21 protein-coding genes and 1 tRNA gene are annotated in these 15,958 nt (G+C 55.9%); 14 read left to right on the top strand and 8 right to left on the bottom strand.

From position 1 onward, the window contains the following. Window positions 1-7: 7 nt before the first annotated feature. The 9 genes from thrS (at window position 8) to KGA96_RS15500 (ending at window position 7,461) form a co-directional block, all read left to right on the top strand. Window positions 8-1,930, top strand: a complete 1,923-nt coding sequence (gene thrS, locus KGA96_RS15540) for a threonine--tRNA ligase (protein ID WP_046041582.1) — start codon at window positions 8-10, stop codon at window positions 1,928-1,930. Continuing rightward, complete coding sequence (gene infC / locus KGA96_RS15535; protein ID WP_172668659.1) at window positions 1,930-2,481, top strand: translation initiation factor IF-3; 552 nt, start codon at window positions 1,930-1,932, stop codon at window positions 2,479-2,481. The genes thrS and infC overlap by 1 nt, the downstream gene beginning before the upstream one ends. A gap of 60 nt (window positions 2,482-2,541) precedes the next feature. Next, window positions 2,542-2,736 (top strand): 50S ribosomal protein L35, encoded by a 195-nt coding sequence (gene rpmI, locus KGA96_RS15530; protein WP_002553160.1) that lies wholly within the window; start codon window positions 2,542-2,544, stop codon window positions 2,734-2,736. Between the two features lie 28 nt (window positions 2,737-2,764). Beyond that, window positions 2,765-3,121: a 50S ribosomal protein L20 gene (rplT, locus tag KGA96_RS15525; protein ID WP_007905879.1), complete on the top strand. Its 357-nt coding sequence runs from the start codon at window positions 2,765-2,767 to the stop codon at window positions 3,119-3,121. Window positions 3,122-3,230: 109 nt separating this feature from the next. Further along, window positions 3,231-4,247 carry a phenylalanine--tRNA ligase subunit alpha gene (pheS, locus tag KGA96_RS15520; protein ID WP_007975711.1) on the top strand — a complete coding sequence of 339 codons (1,017 nt, stop codon included), beginning with the start codon at window positions 3,231-3,233 and terminating at the stop codon, window positions 4,245-4,247. Between the two features lie 26 nt (window positions 4,248-4,273). Next, the gene (gene pheT / locus KGA96_RS15515) at window positions 4,274-6,652 is read left to right on the top strand and encodes a phenylalanine--tRNA ligase subunit beta (protein ID WP_046041581.1); all 2,379 of its coding nucleotides are present in this window, start codon (window positions 4,274-4,276) and stop codon (window positions 6,650-6,652) included. Window positions 6,653-6,655: 3 nt separating this feature from the next. Continuing rightward, window positions 6,656-6,958: an integration host factor subunit alpha gene (gene ihfA, locus KGA96_RS15510; RefSeq protein WP_002553164.1), complete on the top strand. Its 303-nt coding sequence runs from the start codon at window positions 6,656-6,658 to the stop codon at window positions 6,956-6,958. Next, window positions 6,939-7,295 (top strand): MerR family transcriptional regulator, encoded by a 357-nt coding sequence (locus KGA96_RS15505; protein WP_003179985.1) that lies wholly within the window; start codon window positions 6,939-6,941, stop codon window positions 7,293-7,295. The genes ihfA and KGA96_RS15505 overlap by 20 nt, the downstream gene beginning before the upstream one ends. An 89-nt stretch (window positions 7,296-7,384) precedes the next feature. Beyond that, window positions 7,385-7,461 (top strand) — tRNA-Pro (locus tag KGA96_RS15500). Window positions 7,462-7,530: 69 nt separating this feature from the next. Here the strand turns inward: KGA96_RS15500 and KGA96_RS15495 are convergent. The 6 genes from KGA96_RS15495 to KGA96_RS15470 form a co-directional block, all read right to left on the bottom strand. Next, complete coding sequence (locus KGA96_RS15495; RefSeq protein WP_223513567.1) at window positions 7,531-8,649, bottom strand: tyrosine-type recombinase/integrase; 1,119 nt, start codon at window positions 8,647-8,649, stop codon at window positions 7,531-7,533. Continuing rightward, window positions 8,580-8,993: a hypothetical protein gene (locus KGA96_RS29755; RefSeq protein WP_223513510.1), complete on the bottom strand. Its 414-nt coding sequence runs from the start codon at window positions 8,991-8,993 to the stop codon at window positions 8,580-8,582. The genes KGA96_RS15495 and KGA96_RS29755 overlap by 70 nt, the downstream gene beginning before the upstream one ends. A gap of 42 nt (window positions 8,994-9,035) precedes the next feature. Then, window positions 9,036-9,401: a hypothetical protein gene (locus tag KGA96_RS15485; protein WP_223513507.1), complete on the bottom strand. Its 366-nt coding sequence runs from the start codon at window positions 9,399-9,401 to the stop codon at window positions 9,036-9,038. 49 nt (window positions 9,402-9,450) lie between these two features. After that, a complete protein-coding gene (locus KGA96_RS15480) occupies window positions 9,451-9,768 on the bottom strand; it encodes a hypothetical protein (protein ID WP_223513504.1) in 318 nt (105 codons plus the stop codon). 49 nt (window positions 9,769-9,817) lie between these two features. Then, window positions 9,818-10,255, bottom strand: a complete 438-nt coding sequence (locus KGA96_RS15475) for a hypothetical protein (protein ID WP_223513502.1) — start codon at window positions 10,253-10,255, stop codon at window positions 9,818-9,820. A gap of 152 nt (window positions 10,256-10,407) precedes the next feature. Further along, entirely contained in the window at window positions 10,408-10,755 is a 348-nt protein-coding gene (locus KGA96_RS15470; RefSeq protein ID WP_223513500.1) for a hypothetical protein, read from the bottom strand. A gap of 220 nt (window positions 10,756-10,975) precedes the next feature. Between KGA96_RS15470 and KGA96_RS15465 the strand changes: the two genes are divergently transcribed. Next, window positions 10,976-11,254 carry a hypothetical protein gene (locus KGA96_RS15465; protein ID WP_223513497.1) on the top strand — a complete coding sequence of 93 codons (279 nt, stop codon included), beginning with the start codon at window positions 10,976-10,978 and terminating at the stop codon, window positions 11,252-11,254. Here KGA96_RS15465 and KGA96_RS15460 read toward each other — a convergent pair. Further along, window positions 11,234-12,850, bottom strand: coding sequence for a DNA cytosine methyltransferase (locus KGA96_RS15460; RefSeq protein WP_223513493.1), 1,617 nt, complete (start codon window positions 12,848-12,850; stop codon window positions 11,234-11,236). The two genes, KGA96_RS15465 and KGA96_RS15460, sit on opposite strands and share 21 nt — an antisense overlap. Before the next feature lie 37 nt (window positions 12,851-12,887). Between KGA96_RS15460 and KGA96_RS15455 the strand changes: the two genes are divergently transcribed. From KGA96_RS15455 to KGA96_RS15445, 3 genes are all read left to right on the top strand, one after another. Beyond that, window positions 12,888-13,529 (top strand): hypothetical protein, encoded by a 642-nt coding sequence (locus tag KGA96_RS15455; RefSeq protein WP_223513490.1) that lies wholly within the window; start codon window positions 12,888-12,890, stop codon window positions 13,527-13,529. Window positions 13,530-13,766: 237 nt separating this feature from the next. Beyond that, window positions 13,767-14,456, top strand: coding sequence for a hypothetical protein (locus KGA96_RS15450; protein ID WP_223513487.1), 690 nt, complete (start codon window positions 13,767-13,769; stop codon window positions 14,454-14,456). Between the two features lie 98 nt (window positions 14,457-14,554). Continuing rightward, on the top strand, window positions 14,555-14,821 hold the full coding sequence (locus KGA96_RS15445) for a hypothetical protein (protein WP_223513475.1): 267 nt from the start codon (window positions 14,555-14,557) through the stop codon (window positions 14,819-14,821). Between the two features lie 25 nt (window positions 14,822-14,846). Here KGA96_RS15445 and KGA96_RS15440 read toward each other — a convergent pair whose 3' ends face one another. After that, entirely contained in the window at window positions 14,847-15,407 is a 561-nt protein-coding gene (locus KGA96_RS15440) for a hypothetical protein (protein WP_223513472.1), read from the bottom strand. 93 nt (window positions 15,408-15,500) lie between these two features. Between KGA96_RS15440 and KGA96_RS15435 the strand changes: the two genes are divergently transcribed. Then, window positions 15,501-15,740 carry a hypothetical protein gene (locus KGA96_RS15435; protein WP_223513469.1) on the top strand — a complete coding sequence of 80 codons (240 nt, stop codon included), beginning with the start codon at window positions 15,501-15,503 and terminating at the stop codon, window positions 15,738-15,740. Window positions 15,741-15,958 lie beyond the last annotated feature (218 nt).

Raw genomic sequence — 15,958 nt, 5'->3', positions numbered from 1 at the left:
AGGCGCCATGCCAACTATTACTCTTCCCGACGGCAGTCAACGTTCATTCGATCACCCGGTTTCCGTAGCCGAGGTCGCCGCATCCATCGGTGCAGGCCTGGCCAAGGCCACCGTTGCCGGCAAGGTCGATGGCAAGCTGGTCGACGCCAGCGACATCATCGACAGCGACGCGTCGCTGCAAATCATCACGCCAAAGGATGAAGAGGGGCTGGAGATCATTCGCCACTCTTGCGCCCACCTGGTTGGCCACGCGGTCAAGCAGCTGTACCCGACTGCCAAGATGGTCATCGGTCCGGTCATCGATGAAGGTTTCTATTACGACATCGCCTTCGAGCGTCCTTTCACTCCGGACGACCTGGCGGCCATCGAACAGCGCATGCAGCAGCTGATCGAGAAAGATTACGACGTGATCAAGAAAGTCACTCCGCGCGCCGAAGTGATTGAAGTGTTCAAGGCCCGTGGCGAAGACTACAAGTTGCGCCTGGTCGAAGACATGCCGAACGAGCAGGCCATGGGTCTGTACTATCACGAAGAATACGTCGACATGTGCCGCGGTCCGCACGTGCCGAACACCCGCTTCCTGAAATCCTTCAAACTGACCAAGCTGTCCGGCGCCTACTGGCGCGGCGATGCCAAGAACGAGCAATTGCAGCGCGTCTACGGCACCGCATGGGCGGACAAGAAGCAACTGGCGGCTTACATCCAGCGCATTGAAGAAGCCGAAAAGCGCGACCACCGCAAGATCGGCAAGCGCCTGGGCCTGTTCCACACCCAGGAAGAGTCGCCGGGCATGGTGTTCTGGCACCCGAACGGCTGGACTTTGTACCAGGTGCTCGAGCAGTACATGCGCAAGGTTCAGCGCGACAACGGCTACCTGGAGATCAAGACGCCGCAAGTCGTTGACCGCAGCCTGTGGGAGAAATCCGGGCACTGGGCCAACTACGCCGACAACATGTTCACCACCCAGTCGGAAAACCGCGACTACGCGATCAAGCCAATGAACTGCCCGTGCCACGTGCAGGTGTTCAACCAGGGCCTGAAAAGCTACCGCGAGCTGCCGATGCGCCTGGCCGAGTTCGGTGCATGCCACCGTAACGAGCCATCGGGTGCCTTGCACGGCATCATGCGCGTGCGCGCGTTCACTCAGGACGACGCCCACATCTTCTGCACCGAAGAGCAGATGCAGGCCGAGTCCGCCGCGTTTATCAAGCTGACCATGGACGTCTACGCCGATTTCGGCTTTAAAGATGTCGAAATGAAGCTGTCCACTCGTCCGGAAAAACGCGTCGGTTCCGACGAGCTTTGGGATCGCGCCGAAGCTGCGCTGGCCGCAGCCCTTGATAGCGCGGGCCTGCCGTACGATCTGCAGCCGGGCGAGGGTGCGTTCTACGGTCCGAAGATCGAGTTCTCGCTGAAAGATTGCCTCGGTCGCGTCTGGCAATGTGGTACCCTGCAGCTCGATTTTAACCTGCCTGTCCGTCTGGGAGCCGAATACGTCTCCGAAGACAACAGCCGCAAGCACCCGGTCATGTTGCACCGGGCGATCCTGGGGTCCTTCGAACGTTTCGTCGGAATTCTGATCGAGCACTACGAGGGTGCATTCCCTGCGTGGCTGGCGCCGACCCAGGCAGTGGTGATGAATATCACTGATAAACAGGCCGATTTTGCCGCTGAAGTTGAAAAAACCCTCAACGAAAGCGGATTTCGTGCCAAGTCTGACTTGAGAAATGAAAAGATCGGCTTTAAAATCCGCGAGCATACTTTGCTCAAGGTTCCTTATCTCTTGGTTATCGGAGATCGGGAAGTCGAGATGCAGACTGTCGCTGTGCGTACTCGTGAAGGTGCTGACCTGGGCTCGATGCCCGTCGCCCAGTTCGCTGAGTTTCTCGCGCAAGCGGTTTCCCGGCGTGGTCGCCCAGATTCGGAGTAATTATTATTAAGCGTGAAATGAGACAAGATAAACGAGCTGCACCGAAAGCCCCGATCAACGAGAATATCTCGGCACGCGAGGTTCGGTTAATTGGGGCTGAAGGTGAACAGCTTGGGATTGTGTCAATTGAAGACGCGCTTCTTAAGGCTGAAGAGGCCAAGCTGGATCTGGTGGAGATTTCCGCCGATGCAGTACCCCCTGTTTGCAAACTGATGGACTACGGCAAGTCGATCTTCGAAAAGAAGAAGCAGGTTGCTGCGGCCAAGAAAAACCAGAAACAGATTCAGGTTAAAGAAATCAAGTTTCGTCCAGGGACGGAGGAAGGGGATTACCAGGTAAAACTGCGCAACCTGGTACGTTTCCTGAGTGATGGGGACAGGGCCAAGGTATCCTTGCGATTCCGCGGCCGTGAGATGGCCCACCAGGAGCTGGGGATGGAACTCCTCAAGCGAGTTGAAGGTGACTTGCTCGAGTACGGTTCGGTCGAACAGCATCCTAAGATGGAAGGACGCCAGCTGATCATGGTCATCGCCCCGAAAAAGAAGAAGTAATCAACAGGGCACGGCAGGCCTTCTGATTATGTTTATCAACTGAATGCGGAGTATCCGAACATGCCAAAAATGAAGACCAAAAGTGGTGCTGCTAAGCGGTTTCTGAAAACTGCTAACGGTATCAAGCACAAGCACGCTTTCAAGAGCCACATCCTGACCAAAATGTCGACCAAGCGTAAGCGTCAACTGCGCGGTAGCAGCTTGCTGCATCCGTCTGACGTGGCAAAAGTCGAGCGCATGCTGCGCCTTCGTTAATTTTAGTCAAGAATAGAGGAAGTAACTCATGGCTCGTGTAAAGCGTGGCGTCATTGCCCGTAAGCGTCACAAAAAAATTCTGAAACTTGCTAAAGGCTACTACGGCGCACGCTCCCGCGTATTCCGTGTTGCCAAGCAAGCGGTAATCAAGGCAGGCCAATACGCCTACCGTGACCGTCGTCAGAAAAAACGTCAGTTCCGCGCTCTGTGGATCGCTCGTATCAACGCTGGTGCTCGTATCAACGGTCTGTCCTACAGCCGTTTCATCGCCGGCCTGAAAAAAGCGTCCATCGAGATCGACCGTAAGGTTCTGGCTGATCTGGCAGTGAACGAAAAAGCGGCGTTTGCTGCGATTGTCGAGAAAGCTAAAGCCACCTTGGCTTAAGTACCCCCGACAGTTACCCGGCCTCGCATCTGTGGGGCCAGGTGTTAAACGTCATAAATAGGGGAAGAGCCTTCAAGCTCTTCCCCTATTTTGTATCTGGAGTCTGTACATGGAAAACCTGGATGCGCTCGTCTCTCAAGCTCTAGAGGCTGTGCAAAGCGCTGAAGATATCAATGCCCTGGAGCAAATCCGGGTTCACTACCTTGGCAAGAAGGGTGAATTGACTCAGGTGATGAAGACCCTGGGGAATTTGCCGGCAGAAGAGCGCCCGCAGGTCGGTGCGCTGATCAACGTTGCCAAGGAACGTGTCACAGAGGTCCTTAATGCGCGCAAGGCATTGTTTGAAGAAGCCGATCTGGCTGCCAAACTCTCTGCCGAGTCCATTGACGTGACCCTGCCTGGCCGTGGTCAGACCTCCGGTGGACTGCATCCGGTCACCCGCACTCTGGAACGCGTCGAACAGTTCTTCACCCGTATTGGCTACGGCATCGCCGAAGGCCCTGAGGTCGAAGACGATTATCACAACTTCGAAGCGCTCAACATCCCAGGCCACCACCCGGCCCGGTCGATGCACGACACCTTCTATTTCAATGCGAACATGCTGTTGCGCACCCATACCTCGCCGGTACAGGTCCGCACCATGGAGTCGAAACAACCGCCGATCCGCATCGTCTGCCCAGGCCGTGTATACCGCAGCGACTCCGATATCACCCACTCGCCGATGTTCCACCAGGTCGAAGGCCTGCTGATCGATCGCGACATCAATTTCGCCGACCTCAAAGGCACCATCGAAGAGTTCCTGCGGGTGTTCTTCGAAAAGGAACTGGCGGTGCGTTTCCGTCCTTCGTACTTCCCGTTCACCGAGCCATCCGCTGAAGTCGACATGGAATGCGTGATGTGCAGCGGTAAAGGCTGCCGCGTCTGCAAGCAGACCGGCTGGCTGGAAGTGATGGGCTGCGGCATGGTTCACCCGAACGTGCTGCGCATGTCCGGTATCGACCCGGAAGAGTTCTCGGGCTTTGCCTTCGGCATGGGCGTAGAGCGTCTGGCCATGCTGCGTTACGGCGTGAACGACTTGCGTCTGTTCTTCGACAACGACTTGCGGTTCCTTGCGCAATTTCGCTAGTCGTAACGAATTCTTAGGAGAGCAGGATGAAATTCAGTGAACAATGGCTGCGTGGCTGGGTTAGCCCGCAGGTAAGTCGCGACGAGCTGGTTGCTCGTCTGTCGATGGCCGGTCTTGAGGTCGATAGCGTTACGCCGGCCGCCGGTGTTTTCAGTGGCGTGGTCGTTGGTGAGGTGCTGAGCACCGAGCAGCACCCGGACGCCGACAAACTGCGCGTGTGCCAGGTCAGCAACGGTTCGGAAACCTTCCAGGTAGTTTGCGGTGCGCCAAACGTGCGCCCGGGCCTGAAGATTCCTTTCGCCATGATCGGTGCCGAGCTGCCAGGCGATTTCAAGATCAAGAAGGCCAAGCTGCGTGGCGTTGAGTCCAACGGCATGCTGTGCTCGCAATCCGAGCTGCAGGTCGGTGAAGGCAATGACGGCCTGATGGAACTGCCGGCCGATGCGCCGGTGGGCGAGGATTTCCGCGTTTATCTGGACCTGGAAGACGCCAGCATCGAGGTCGATCTGACCCCGAACCGTGGTGACTGCCTGTCCCTGGCCGGTCTGGCCCGTGAAGTCGGTGCCCTGTACGCCGCTGCGGTGGTCCGTCCGGTAGTGGCTTCGGTTACTGCCGCGCACGACGAAGTGCGTTCGGTAGAAGTGCTGGCGCCCGCCGCGTGCCCGCGCTACCTCGGTCGTGTGATTCGTAACGTCGACCTGTCCAGGCCTACGCCACTGTGGATGGTTGAGCGCCTGCGTCGTGCAGACGTGCGCAGCATCGACGCTGCCGTCGACATCACCAACTACGTGATGCTGGAACTGGGTCAGCCGCTGCATGCCTTCGATCTCGCTGAAATCAACGGTGGCATCCGTGTGCGCATGGCTGAAGACGGCGAGAAGCTGGTGCTTCTCGACGGCCAGGAAGTCAGCCTGCGTAGCGATACGCTGGTGATTGCCGACCACTCCCGCGCTCTGGCAATCGCCGGCGTCATGGGTGGCGAGCACAGCGGTGTTTCCGCGACCACGCGCGATGTGTTCCTGGAAAGCGCTTTCTTCGACCAGATCGCCGTAGCGGGCAAGGCCCGTTCCTATGGCCTGCACACCGATGCATCCCATCGCTATGAGCGCGGTGTGGACTGGCAACTGGCCCGCGAGGCCATGGAGCGCGCGACTGGCTTGCTGCTGGACATCACGGGTGGTGAAGCGGGTCCGATCATCGAGACCGTCAGCGAACAGCACCTGCCGAAAATTGCTCCTATCACCCTGCGTGCCCAGCGCATTACCCAGATGCTGGGTATGGAGATGGATTCGGCCGAAGTGGAGCGTCTGCTCAATGCCTTGGGCCTGACCATTACTGCCGACGGGGCAGGGCAGTGGCGTGTAGAAGTGCCAAGCCATCGCTTCGATATCAGCCTGGAAGTCGACCTGATCGAAGAACTGGCACGCCTGTACGGCTACAACCGTTTGCCGGTTCGTTACCCGCAAGCGCGTCTGGCGCCGCAAGCCAAGGCAGAAGCCCGTAGCGATCTGCCTGAACTGCGCCGCCTGCTGGTTGCCCGTGGTTATCAGGAAGCAATTACCTACAGCTTCATCGATCCGAAACAGTTCGAACTGTTTAATCCGGGTGTCGAGCCGTTGCTGCTGGCCAATCCGATCTCCAATGACATGGCTGCCATGCGTTCGTCGCTGTGGCCGGGTCTGGTCAAGGCGCTTCAGCACAACCTGAATCGTCAGCAGGACCGCGTGCGTCTGTTCGAAAGCGGCCTTCGTTTCGTTGGTCAGCTCGAAGGTCTTAAGCAAGAGCCGATGTTGGCGGGTGTTGTTTGCGGCAGTCGCCTGCCGGAAGGCTGGGCGCAGGGGCGCGATACCGTCGACTTCTTCGACGTCAAGGCTGACGTGGAAGCGGTGCTGGGCTTCGCCGGTGCCCTGGATGCGTTCACTTTCGTGCCGGGCAAGCACCCAGCGCTGCACCCGGGTCAAACCGCGCGCATCGAACGTGACGGTCGTCTGGTCGGCTTCATTGGCGCGATCCACCCTGAATTGTCGAAAACCCTCGGCCTCGACCGTTCGGTCTTCGTCTTCGAGTTGGTTCTGGCGGAAGTAGCGTCGGGCAAAATGCCAAAATTCCACGAGTTATCGCGCTTTCCTGAAGTGCGTCGTGACCTTGCACTGATTGCTCACAAAGACGTTGCAGCCACGGCTGTACTGGACGTAATCCGTGAAAATGCAGGCGAATGGCTGACAGACCTCAGGCTATTTGACGTGTATCAGGGTAAAGGCATTGATCCTGATAGAAAAAGCCTTGCAGTCGGCTTGACCTGGCAGCATCCATCGCGCACTCTTAATGACGATGAGGTGAATACCGCAACGCAAAACATCCTCACCTCGCTCGAACAAAGGTTGAACGCCACGTTAAGGAAGTGACGTATGGGGGCTCTGACGAAAGCTGAGATGGCGGAACGTCTGTATGAAGAGCTGGGCCTGAATAAACGGGAGGCCAAGGAATTGGTCGAACTGTTTTTTGAAGAAATCAGGCACGCTCTTGAAGACAACGAACAAGTCAAATTGTCCGGTTTCGGCAATTTCGACCTTCGGGACAAACGCCAGCGGCCTGGCCGCAATCCGAAAACGGGGGAAGAAATCCCGATCACGGCTCGCCGTGTGGTCACCTTTCGTCCAGGGCAGAAGTTGAAGGCCCGAGTTGAGGCTTATGCTGGAACCAAGTCATAACGACGAGCTCCCCGTCATCCCGGGCAAACGCTACTTCACCATTGGTGAAGTCAGCGAGCTGTGTGCGGTCAAACCACACGTGCTGCGCTACTGGGAGCAGGAGTTTCCTCAACTCAACCCTGTCAAACGCCGCGGAAACCGCCGGTATTATCAGCGCCAGGACGTGCTGATGATCCGGCAGATCCGCGCGCTTCTTTACGATCAGGGGTTCACCATCGGCGGAGCGCGCCTGCGCTTGTCCGGTGATGAAGCCAAAGACGACACCACCCAATACAAACAAATGATCCGCCAGATGATCGCCGAGCTCGAAGATGTTCTGGTGGTACTCAAGAAATAAAATCTCGCTTTTAAATACTTCCAGTTTTCAAAAGCTTGCGATATATTCTTGAGCGTTCCTCGAGATGAGGGATGAGTTTCACGCCTAGTCGGGGCGTAGCGCAGTCCGGTAGCGCACTAGCATGGGGTGCTAGGGGTCGAGTGTTCGAATCACTCCGTCCCGACCATATTTTTCAATGACTTAGCCCAACTCTAGCCAGTTGGGCTTTTTCATTGGTGGGGAGTTTTTCGGGACTTCATCCAGTTTTCCTCTTCAAGATCGTCAGCACCGGCCCCCGAGAGTCAGTTGCTGATACCATATTTGCAGCTTCAATCAGATGCCCGAGCTCAGCCCCCGAGTAGTGACTGGTGATGCTGCCGTTCTTGTGTCCCAGCAAGGCCTTACGATCTTCCTGTGTGACACCTGCCGCCCGAAGGCGACGGCCAAACGTGTGTTTCAAGTCATGCACCCTGATGGATGCGTACCCTGGGTGAGCGGGGCGAAGGTTTTCCTCCTGCCAGAGTTTCGCCGCTCTCACCCGCGCTTTCTTCCAGGCTGAGTCGTTCATCCGGTGTATCGCGTTGTCGTTGTACGGAAAAACCCAGTCCTTGCTCTGGCCGCGCTGCTTGTCGATGATCGATTTCGCCACGCTATTCAGCACGACCAGTCGCTCATCGCCATTTTTCACGCCTGACCGCTCGTTTCGGCCACCAAAGTCGGACGGTATCAGGAATACGCTGGTGCCGAGTTCCGGCACCGAGATTTCCCAATCCCATCTCAATTTGCAGACCTCCTGCTCGCGGCAACCCGTGTTCACCTTGAACAGGGCCATCGTCTGCAGGTGCGCCGGCAATTCTCCGAAAAGGATCGATTGCTCTTCCCATGTCATGGGGTAGGGCTCACGAACCTTTTTCTTTAGATCCAGCTTGGCCAGCATTGGCACCGAATCAAGCCAGGGCCTGCGCTCTTCATCCCGCCACTTCCTTGCACAAAGCGAAAGAACCCGTATTACCCGCTCGATCGAGATGTTGTTCGTGCGAGGCGCTACCGGCTTCAACTGCTTCCCACCTGGCAACACCATTCCCTTCAAACGATCTCTCACGAACGGCTCAAGTGCCTGGTCATCGATGTGCGTCAATGGCAGATCCTTGAGGTATGGGTGGAGCTGCTTCAGGTGATGCGCCGTCAGCTTGATAGAGGGCTGATCCTTGCTCTCTATCAGGAACCGAGTCGCCGCTTCCTCCCAGGTTCGAGTGCGGCGTACGCCGTATACCTTCTGCTGTCGAAGCTGCTCCAGCCGATGAATCAGGTACTGCTCGGCTTCTTGCCGGTCACCTGTTCCAGTGCTCTCTCGAAGGCGCTCGCCTCGGAACACTTTGTCGATTTGCCAGACTCCACTTTTCTGGTAGAGGCCAGAGATCGCTTTTCTCGCCATGGTTTACCTCCTTTGGCTTCACCCTGGCGCTCGCTGCGAGGGCGATTGTTGTCCTGATTCACGGTCTTTTCAATCGACTTGCTCTCGATGTAGGCGTCTGCCCACTCATCCAGCTCGATACGATCAAACGCCACGCCCTGTTTTCCGATAGGGAATTCACGTACGTTCGGCCTGACTGTTTTGTTGAATTCGTCCCGGCACATGCCGAGATAGCCTGGTGCATCCATGAACCGAATGAACCTCGGCGGGATGCTGCTGGCCTTGGCCGCTGTAGCGTTTGCCATGGGAAATGCTCCATGCCGCGCGTGGCGGCAGAAGGTGGTGAATTAGTTGGTCGGTATCGCCGTGAAGTCCTGGCCGAGCTTCCACGCTATGTAGCAACGGGTCAGCGCTGTCGGAGCGGCACCCGAGAAACCCACGTGCCCAAAGCCTTTGGCCTCGAACTGAGCGCCATGCGCAAATAGGGTCAAGATGCCGGCCTCTGCCATCTCATGAATGAGAATGGCTGCGTCACCCAAGTGCGAGTCGGGGCGGAACGGAAATGGCTCACCGCCTGGACCTGTGTCTCGGTACAGGCACGGCCCCGAGGCATACAGCTTGATTTGCTTCCTATCTTCGATTCCTTGGGCGCGGGCAGCCCATAGAGCCAAGTCGGCACCGTGCAAGTCTTGGATGGATGATTTTTCAAGCATGAGAGTTCCTCGCCCGCCGTTGACCGGCAGGCTGGTTGAGTTGTGGGGGTTACAGCTGGATGAGTTCGGCGGGGACGCTGACGGTATTGCCGAGCTTGGCCCAGACCACGGCGCGGAACACGGCGATGGTTCGGGTTTCGCCGTCCATGCGGTGCCAGGGTTCGCGGTCTGTAGCGGCGAGCCATGGGTAGTGGTAACCACGCTCGCACCACACGCCGTACTTCTCGATCAGTTGCTCGGCGTCGATCTCGGCGAAGAGTTGCAACTGTCCGGCGACTGGCTGCGGACTGCCCTCGATGGTTTCGATTGCCCAGCTCAGTGCCGGTCCGGCCAGTTCCTCGGTGCGGACGCTGAACATGCGGTTCATCGCCGCGGCCCCTTGTAGATGTGCCAGAGCATGTAGCGCTGGGCGAAGATCATGCGGTCACCTGCTGCGTGATACGCCGTGCCCAGTTCACGTACGGGCCGTCTTCAGTGTCGAAGATCCCCATCAGGAACCAGTCAGGCCCCGGCGACTCTGGTTCCCAGCCATTGCAATGTGCTTCACCGTTCTCGTAGGGGTGGCCGTCCAGTTCGTCGAGCATGCGCCAGCCCTTCCGTTCTAGATTCTGCCCGTCGGCCCAGGCGACGTAGGGCGCCGGATCTTCGCCTTCGAATGAAGGAATGTCAGGGTGATCCCACCAACCACTTTCATCTCGCCGGACTTCAACAGGGCCGAACGGCTTCGGGCTGTGTGTGGCGCATGGCATCACGTAAAGCACGTCGGAGTACTCACCACCGCCAGAGCTGAATTTCATCTGGCAGCCGCACTTCGACGGCTCGCCGTTCACGAACGTTATCTTTTCTTCAGGCATGACTTCGTCCTTGCCGCTATAGCGGCTGACTTTAAAGGAGGGGAGTTAATGCGAGGGATTGTTAGCGAGCTGGCCGCTAGCGTGATCAGCGAGAATTATCGACTTATTAGGGCTGAGGAAGAGACCTCTGAAAGGAGGTCTCTTCAAATGCGTCAATTACAGCCATATTGGTTGCAGGTGTAGTTGTAGGAGTTTCCATTGGAGTCCGTTCCGTTGTGAAAGGTCGTATTTCCAATGGTTTGGCTGGTTCCATTCCATGAATTACCGTCTGCCGACGTACCATTCTGAAAAACCGTATTGCCTATTTTTTGGCTGGTCTGATTCCAGGTGGTGCCTGATGTACTAGTTCCCTGAACGTTGGTGGTGTTTCCAAAGCGCTGAACGTTGTACGTGTTGCCACTGTTATCCGTGCATGTCTGAAAGCCCGGGGAGCCAAAACATCCAGCGAAGGCCAAATGTGGAGCTATTACCAGAAGTGCTCCGATCAGCATTTTTTTCATTTTCGACGTCCGTTTGGTTAATCGACCAATGCTAAACCGAGGTATGGCATTTTGCTATTGATGTTGGATGGACGGATCACCTCTTTTTTAATAGACGCGCTGGCACCTCAAGGAGATTTATTCTGTAGGCCAGGGACGTCCTGTGCCGGGGCATGCCCGGGCGGTGGAGGGTGGTGAGGGATCAGCTACAGTTGAGCGACCAACAAAAAGGAGTTGTGTTATGGCCTGTACAATTTGCGGAAACGAAGAAGCGGCTGAAGATAAATCGTTTGGAGGAGGTCTTCGCTTCCATTGCCTGCCATGCGGTGGTTTTTTTCGGATTTCTTCCACTCTCGATACTTTGGCCGAAGGCAAGATCTTTAATATTGACCGGTCCAGAGAACGCCTCGAAGAATTGCGCGAACTGAAAAAGCGAGAACCGCAGGATCCAAACCGCCCTCAGGATTTAGAGCCAACCCTTACTTCCGATGATCAAGAGTTACTTAACGTTCCGAATTGAGTTGTTTAAGGATCCGCATCCCGATCCAGCGAACGACGGTGACCGCCTTGCTGTTCCCGATCGCCTTGTAGCGAGGTCCGTCCGGACATTCACTGGCAGGTTTGCCGCGCCAAGGATCAGCGTGTAGTCATCGGGCATGCCCTGGAGGCGTTCGCACTCGCGCGGGAGAAGTCGCCGAACTCCGGAAGCCCCAAGTGTTATGGGCTGGCCACGACCCATGCCGTCCTCGCTGCCGTCGAAGCCATCAGCCTTCAGGGTGTGGGTTACTTCGCCTGTGATGCACACGGCAACCTGGCCGCCGGCGTTCGCGTGACTTCCGGAGTGGTTCATGGCTCGAAGCGTTGGCGATATCGCCCCGGCGTCGGCGCCGTGGTCCTTGCAACTGAAGGCGAGAACGGCGTTTTCCTGGCCATTGTTGCGACCGAGCGCGAAGGCCGTCGAGTTGCTAACGCCGGGGTCTTGAGTGCCGTGCACTACCAATAGGCCAGATTCCGCATCTTGCTGAGTTGCGCTGCCGGCCGCCTTGCCGTTGGCATTGAGTGTGCCGGCCACAATGAAGGCCTCGGAGTCGGCGCGATGACTGCTCTGCTCCTGGGCTCGAAGTGCTGGGGCGGTGATGGAGATGTCGTCGAGCGAGTACCCTCCGGACTTACGCCCGCCGCCAGCGAGTGTTGGTGCGATAAAGAATGTCTCGGTTTCGATATCGAGTCGGCTGTCTTTTGCGGTGAGCGTTGCGGATTTCTCGATCGAGCCACTGAGTCCGTGACCGCCGAACGCCGATATCCCGCCGAACATACTCACCGCCGGTCCTTCATCACCCTCACAGTTTACGCAGCCGTACGGTCCGAGGTCTTCGCCAAAGATGCATCCGCATCCGCATCCGCACTGGAGCGCAGGGCCGAAAGGAGCTGTTCCGGTAACGTCTTGCCCCTCGCCTCGGCGCGGCGCAGTATCCCGGCGCACGCCTTCTCGCTCAAAAAGTACCTCGGTGGGATCGAATCCGTCTCGAGCACTTGCGACAACGAACACACGGCGGCGTCGTTGGGCCAAGCCGAAATATTGGGCGTCCAGGACCCGCCACGCGATTGTTCTTTTGGGTCCATACACACAACCAGCGTCCGGCCACCTTTTCCCTGAAGGCTGCAGTTCGCAGTCTTCCCCAGCAAGCGCGCCAAGAAAGCATCCGAAGGCGTTCCCTTTGTCGCTGAAGACGCCGGGGACGTTTTCCCTAGTGAGAACGCAGGCGGGCTTTCGCTGGCCGGCGCGAACATAGTCAACTGCATCTGCAAGCTCCACGTATTTGATGGTGAGGGCGCCGCGCGGGTCGGCCAGGCCTTCGCGCATACCAGCGACGCTGAAAGCCTGGCACGGTGTTCCGCCGACGAGGACGTCCGGCGCGGCGATCTTGCCGGCCAGCACCTGCGCGCCGAGTTTGGTCATGTCGCCGAGGTTCGGTGTGTTCGGGTAGCGGTGAGCCAGCACCGCGCTAGGGAAGGCTTCGATCTCTGCGAACCAAGTGGCGCGCATTCCCAGCGGGTGCCAAGCCATGGTCGCAGCCTCGATGCCGCTGCAAACGCTTCCGTAAGTAATGGCCATTTGGTTACACTCGCTATATTTACGCATGGGCGGCCGTATGGATGGATTTGAACTGAGAGTCGGAGAAATCCGATACGAAGGAAAAGGTGTTCTGATACATCAGGTTGAAAAAAACTATTTAGGCACAAGCGAATCACCAATCGTTGTTCATGTTGATACGGATACAGATTGGCCAGCGATCATTCCTAGTGGGGCGGGTGTAGTAGTAGCTTTACTCGTTGCATGGTTGACTGTTCGGGTGCAACAAAACCAAATTCAGGGGAATATAAGTAATTTTCGTAATCATTGGATGTCTGAGTTGCGTGCGGCGGCCTCGGAATTAGTTATGGTAATGAGGGTGTTAAGTAATGCGATAGTGAAGAAGAAAGACTTTAAGGTCACAGACGAATACTACGATTATTCTTCAAGAATGTTACAGGTGTTATCTAGAGTTGAGCTTCTTCTGAGTCGTGATGATGAACACTCGGATCAAATAAGAGCGCTAGGAAATAAAATCGTTCGTAAGGTGTTGGTAATAGATTTTAGGGATCCAAAACATCAAGAAGTGCTGGATGATGTGACCAGGTTTCAGAATTTGGTTAGGGAGGAGCTAGAAACGGCTTGGGCTCATACAAAAGAAGACTTGGGTATAAATAGAAAATTTCTATTTTTAAAGATATTTGGGAGGCTTCTTAAGTAATTAGATCCTCGCCGGCTGGCGTGATTCGTTGAGTTGAGCTATTGATTGATAGCCCGGCCTGATGCCGGATTAAAAAGTGAAACGATTGCGAATGTTTTCGTGGGAGGTGTTATGGGGTTTTCTGGTTCTATTAGTACGGACGCGTTCCCAGATCGGAGCCCAAACCGTCAGTGTTGGCAACTCTTTCGGGCTGATTCACTTTCCCATCTGAAAGACTTTCAGAAAGGGAAGATGTACATGAATAGTGTGGAGTTTTTTTCAGGGATGAAAGGTGAAGAGACCACTGCATTAAGAAGGGATGTCTTAGAGAAAAATTATTTAAAATTTCATAGTCAGCTAGGCGGCAAGCAGGTTGGTGAGTTTTTTGTAGAAATCAATGGGGAGCAAATTTCACTTGGCCCCGACGCCGTGTTGCGAGTTGATTTACCTAAGCCGTCTAATATTTTTATTTTTTGCATGGCCGCTTTAGCTGATGGTCTAGACGGCACTATGTACGGGGAGCAGCAAGGATCGGTCACGCTGAGCAACCGTTTCGTTGAATTTGGAAACCATGTTCTGGTTGTAAAAAATAATAAAGAATTTTCAAGGAGATTGAGTGCTGCAATTACCTCTAATCCTCACCTGTTTAGTTCGCCTTTTTTTGAAGGTGGTTTTGGGCAAGTAGACTACGTAGATATGAACACTCACAATGGTGTTGTGGGGCTGTTCAGAAAGGATTTGGAGTATCAATGGCAGCGTGAATATAGGTTCTGTCTTGGCGCAGATTCTGAAATATTGAATTCCAAAGGTGCGTTGGAGCTCGATTTAGGTGATTTAAGTGATATCACGTCAATTGTGCCCGTTGAGCACTATGCATCCCAAACTATTACACTTAAGCGCGGTGTGATTGAGACGGTAGATGGTGTGAAGCTGCATCGAGAGGATTGATGTCTGCCAACAGCAAATACAAATAGTCCGGCTGGCGTGATTCGTTGAAGTGGGGTATTGGTGTTCGGCCCGGCATGGCGCCGGATCAAGGAGATTCTGTGGACTACGCGCAAGTGGCGAATGTCGCATCACTCGTGGCTGGGTTGCTTTCGGCGGTGTTTTGGGTGGTCGCCGCAGTTGTCAAAGCACCTGTACCGCCCGAGTTCAAAGGCAAGCCAGATGGCGACTATTGGAAGTGCGCCGTGATCGATGGCGGTGAGCTTTTTGGAACGCTGCGATTACAGTCAAAATGGAACAGTTGGGCTGCATTTGCTGCGGCGGCTACGGTCTTGTTGCAGATTGCTGCCAGCATGCTAAGCCCATGACATCAGCACAATATGTGAGGGCGGGTCAGGCGGCCTTGCGCAGCTCGAGCACATGCTGCCGCGCAGCTTCAAACTCGCTTGCCACAATCTCGGCGGCGCCTTCGATGTGCTCGCCGCCTTCCTTTAGCTGGAACCCGAGGTTGAGATAAACGGCGTCTTCGTGCTTGAAGAACACGCCGCCGCTCAACCACACACTGCCCCAGTCCACGCCGAGCGCTTTCCATACGTCATCCTTGCTGATGCGATCAGGGCAGTGCTCTTGCCACAGTGCAGCCAGGTGTTCGTGTTCAGCCTTGTACGCCGCTCGCGCTTCTTTCGTGGCGCCTTTCTCAGGCTTGTCTGCATGTCGCAGGGCGCGGTAGCCGTATTCGTCCGGGCGCCGCCAATGAACGTCCAGATCCCGGCTTTCGCTGATCTTCACGCCTCCGACATAGCTGTCACTGCCTGAGTACATCGGAGAGCCAGGGCCGCCGAACACGTCATTGAGTTTTTCCCGTTTAGCGTCGAAGTCCGCTTTCTTGGCTTCCCAGTCGGAGACAGCAGCCAGGGCGGAAGGTGAAGTGGTTTTGTAGTGGTAGCTGCTCATGCGCTATCTCCAGTCAGGCGCCTGCCTCTCTGGCTGGCGTGATTCGTTTAAGTGGGGTATTTGTTCAGCTCAAAAACTGAATTGGAGCGGGAAATGGTTGGTAAATCACTCGAGCACTTTATTGCTTTAGCTGAAGCAACCGAGGATGGTGGGTTGGCTTATGCAGAGGTGCGCCTGCTTACTCGGGATGAAGAGTCCCCAGTAATTGTGCATCGCGTACTGAATGACCAGACATTTAGATCGCTCGAAGATGCGCGCAAGGCCGCTAGTAAATTCATTAATGAAGAGTTGGTGGAAGCTACAGAAGATGGCGAGTTAGTGCTGAAGCATTAACGATTAAGTCGGGTCAGGCGAAGATGTCGATCTGTGCGGCCTTGCACTCGCTTTCACCATGCGGCAAGCGCGCGAGCTCTTGCCTGGCTGCGACCACTTCGCCGGTGTGGTGACCATGCTCGGTATCGATGCTTACTGTTGAACCGTCTGGCCGGCGAATTGTGCGTTCGCCGCGCGGGCCTCGCTCAATGGCATAGCCCAGTCGCCGCCATAGCCCG

Origin of the sequence: Pseudomonas sp. GL-R-26, assembly GCF_019947365.1 — a bacterium.
In the GTDB taxonomy this organism is placed as follows: domain Bacteria; phylum Pseudomonadota; class Gammaproteobacteria; order Pseudomonadales; family Pseudomonadaceae; genus Aquipseudomonas.
Note: the sequence above shows the minus strand (reverse complement) of the source record. Positions and strands in the feature narration are given on the sequence as shown.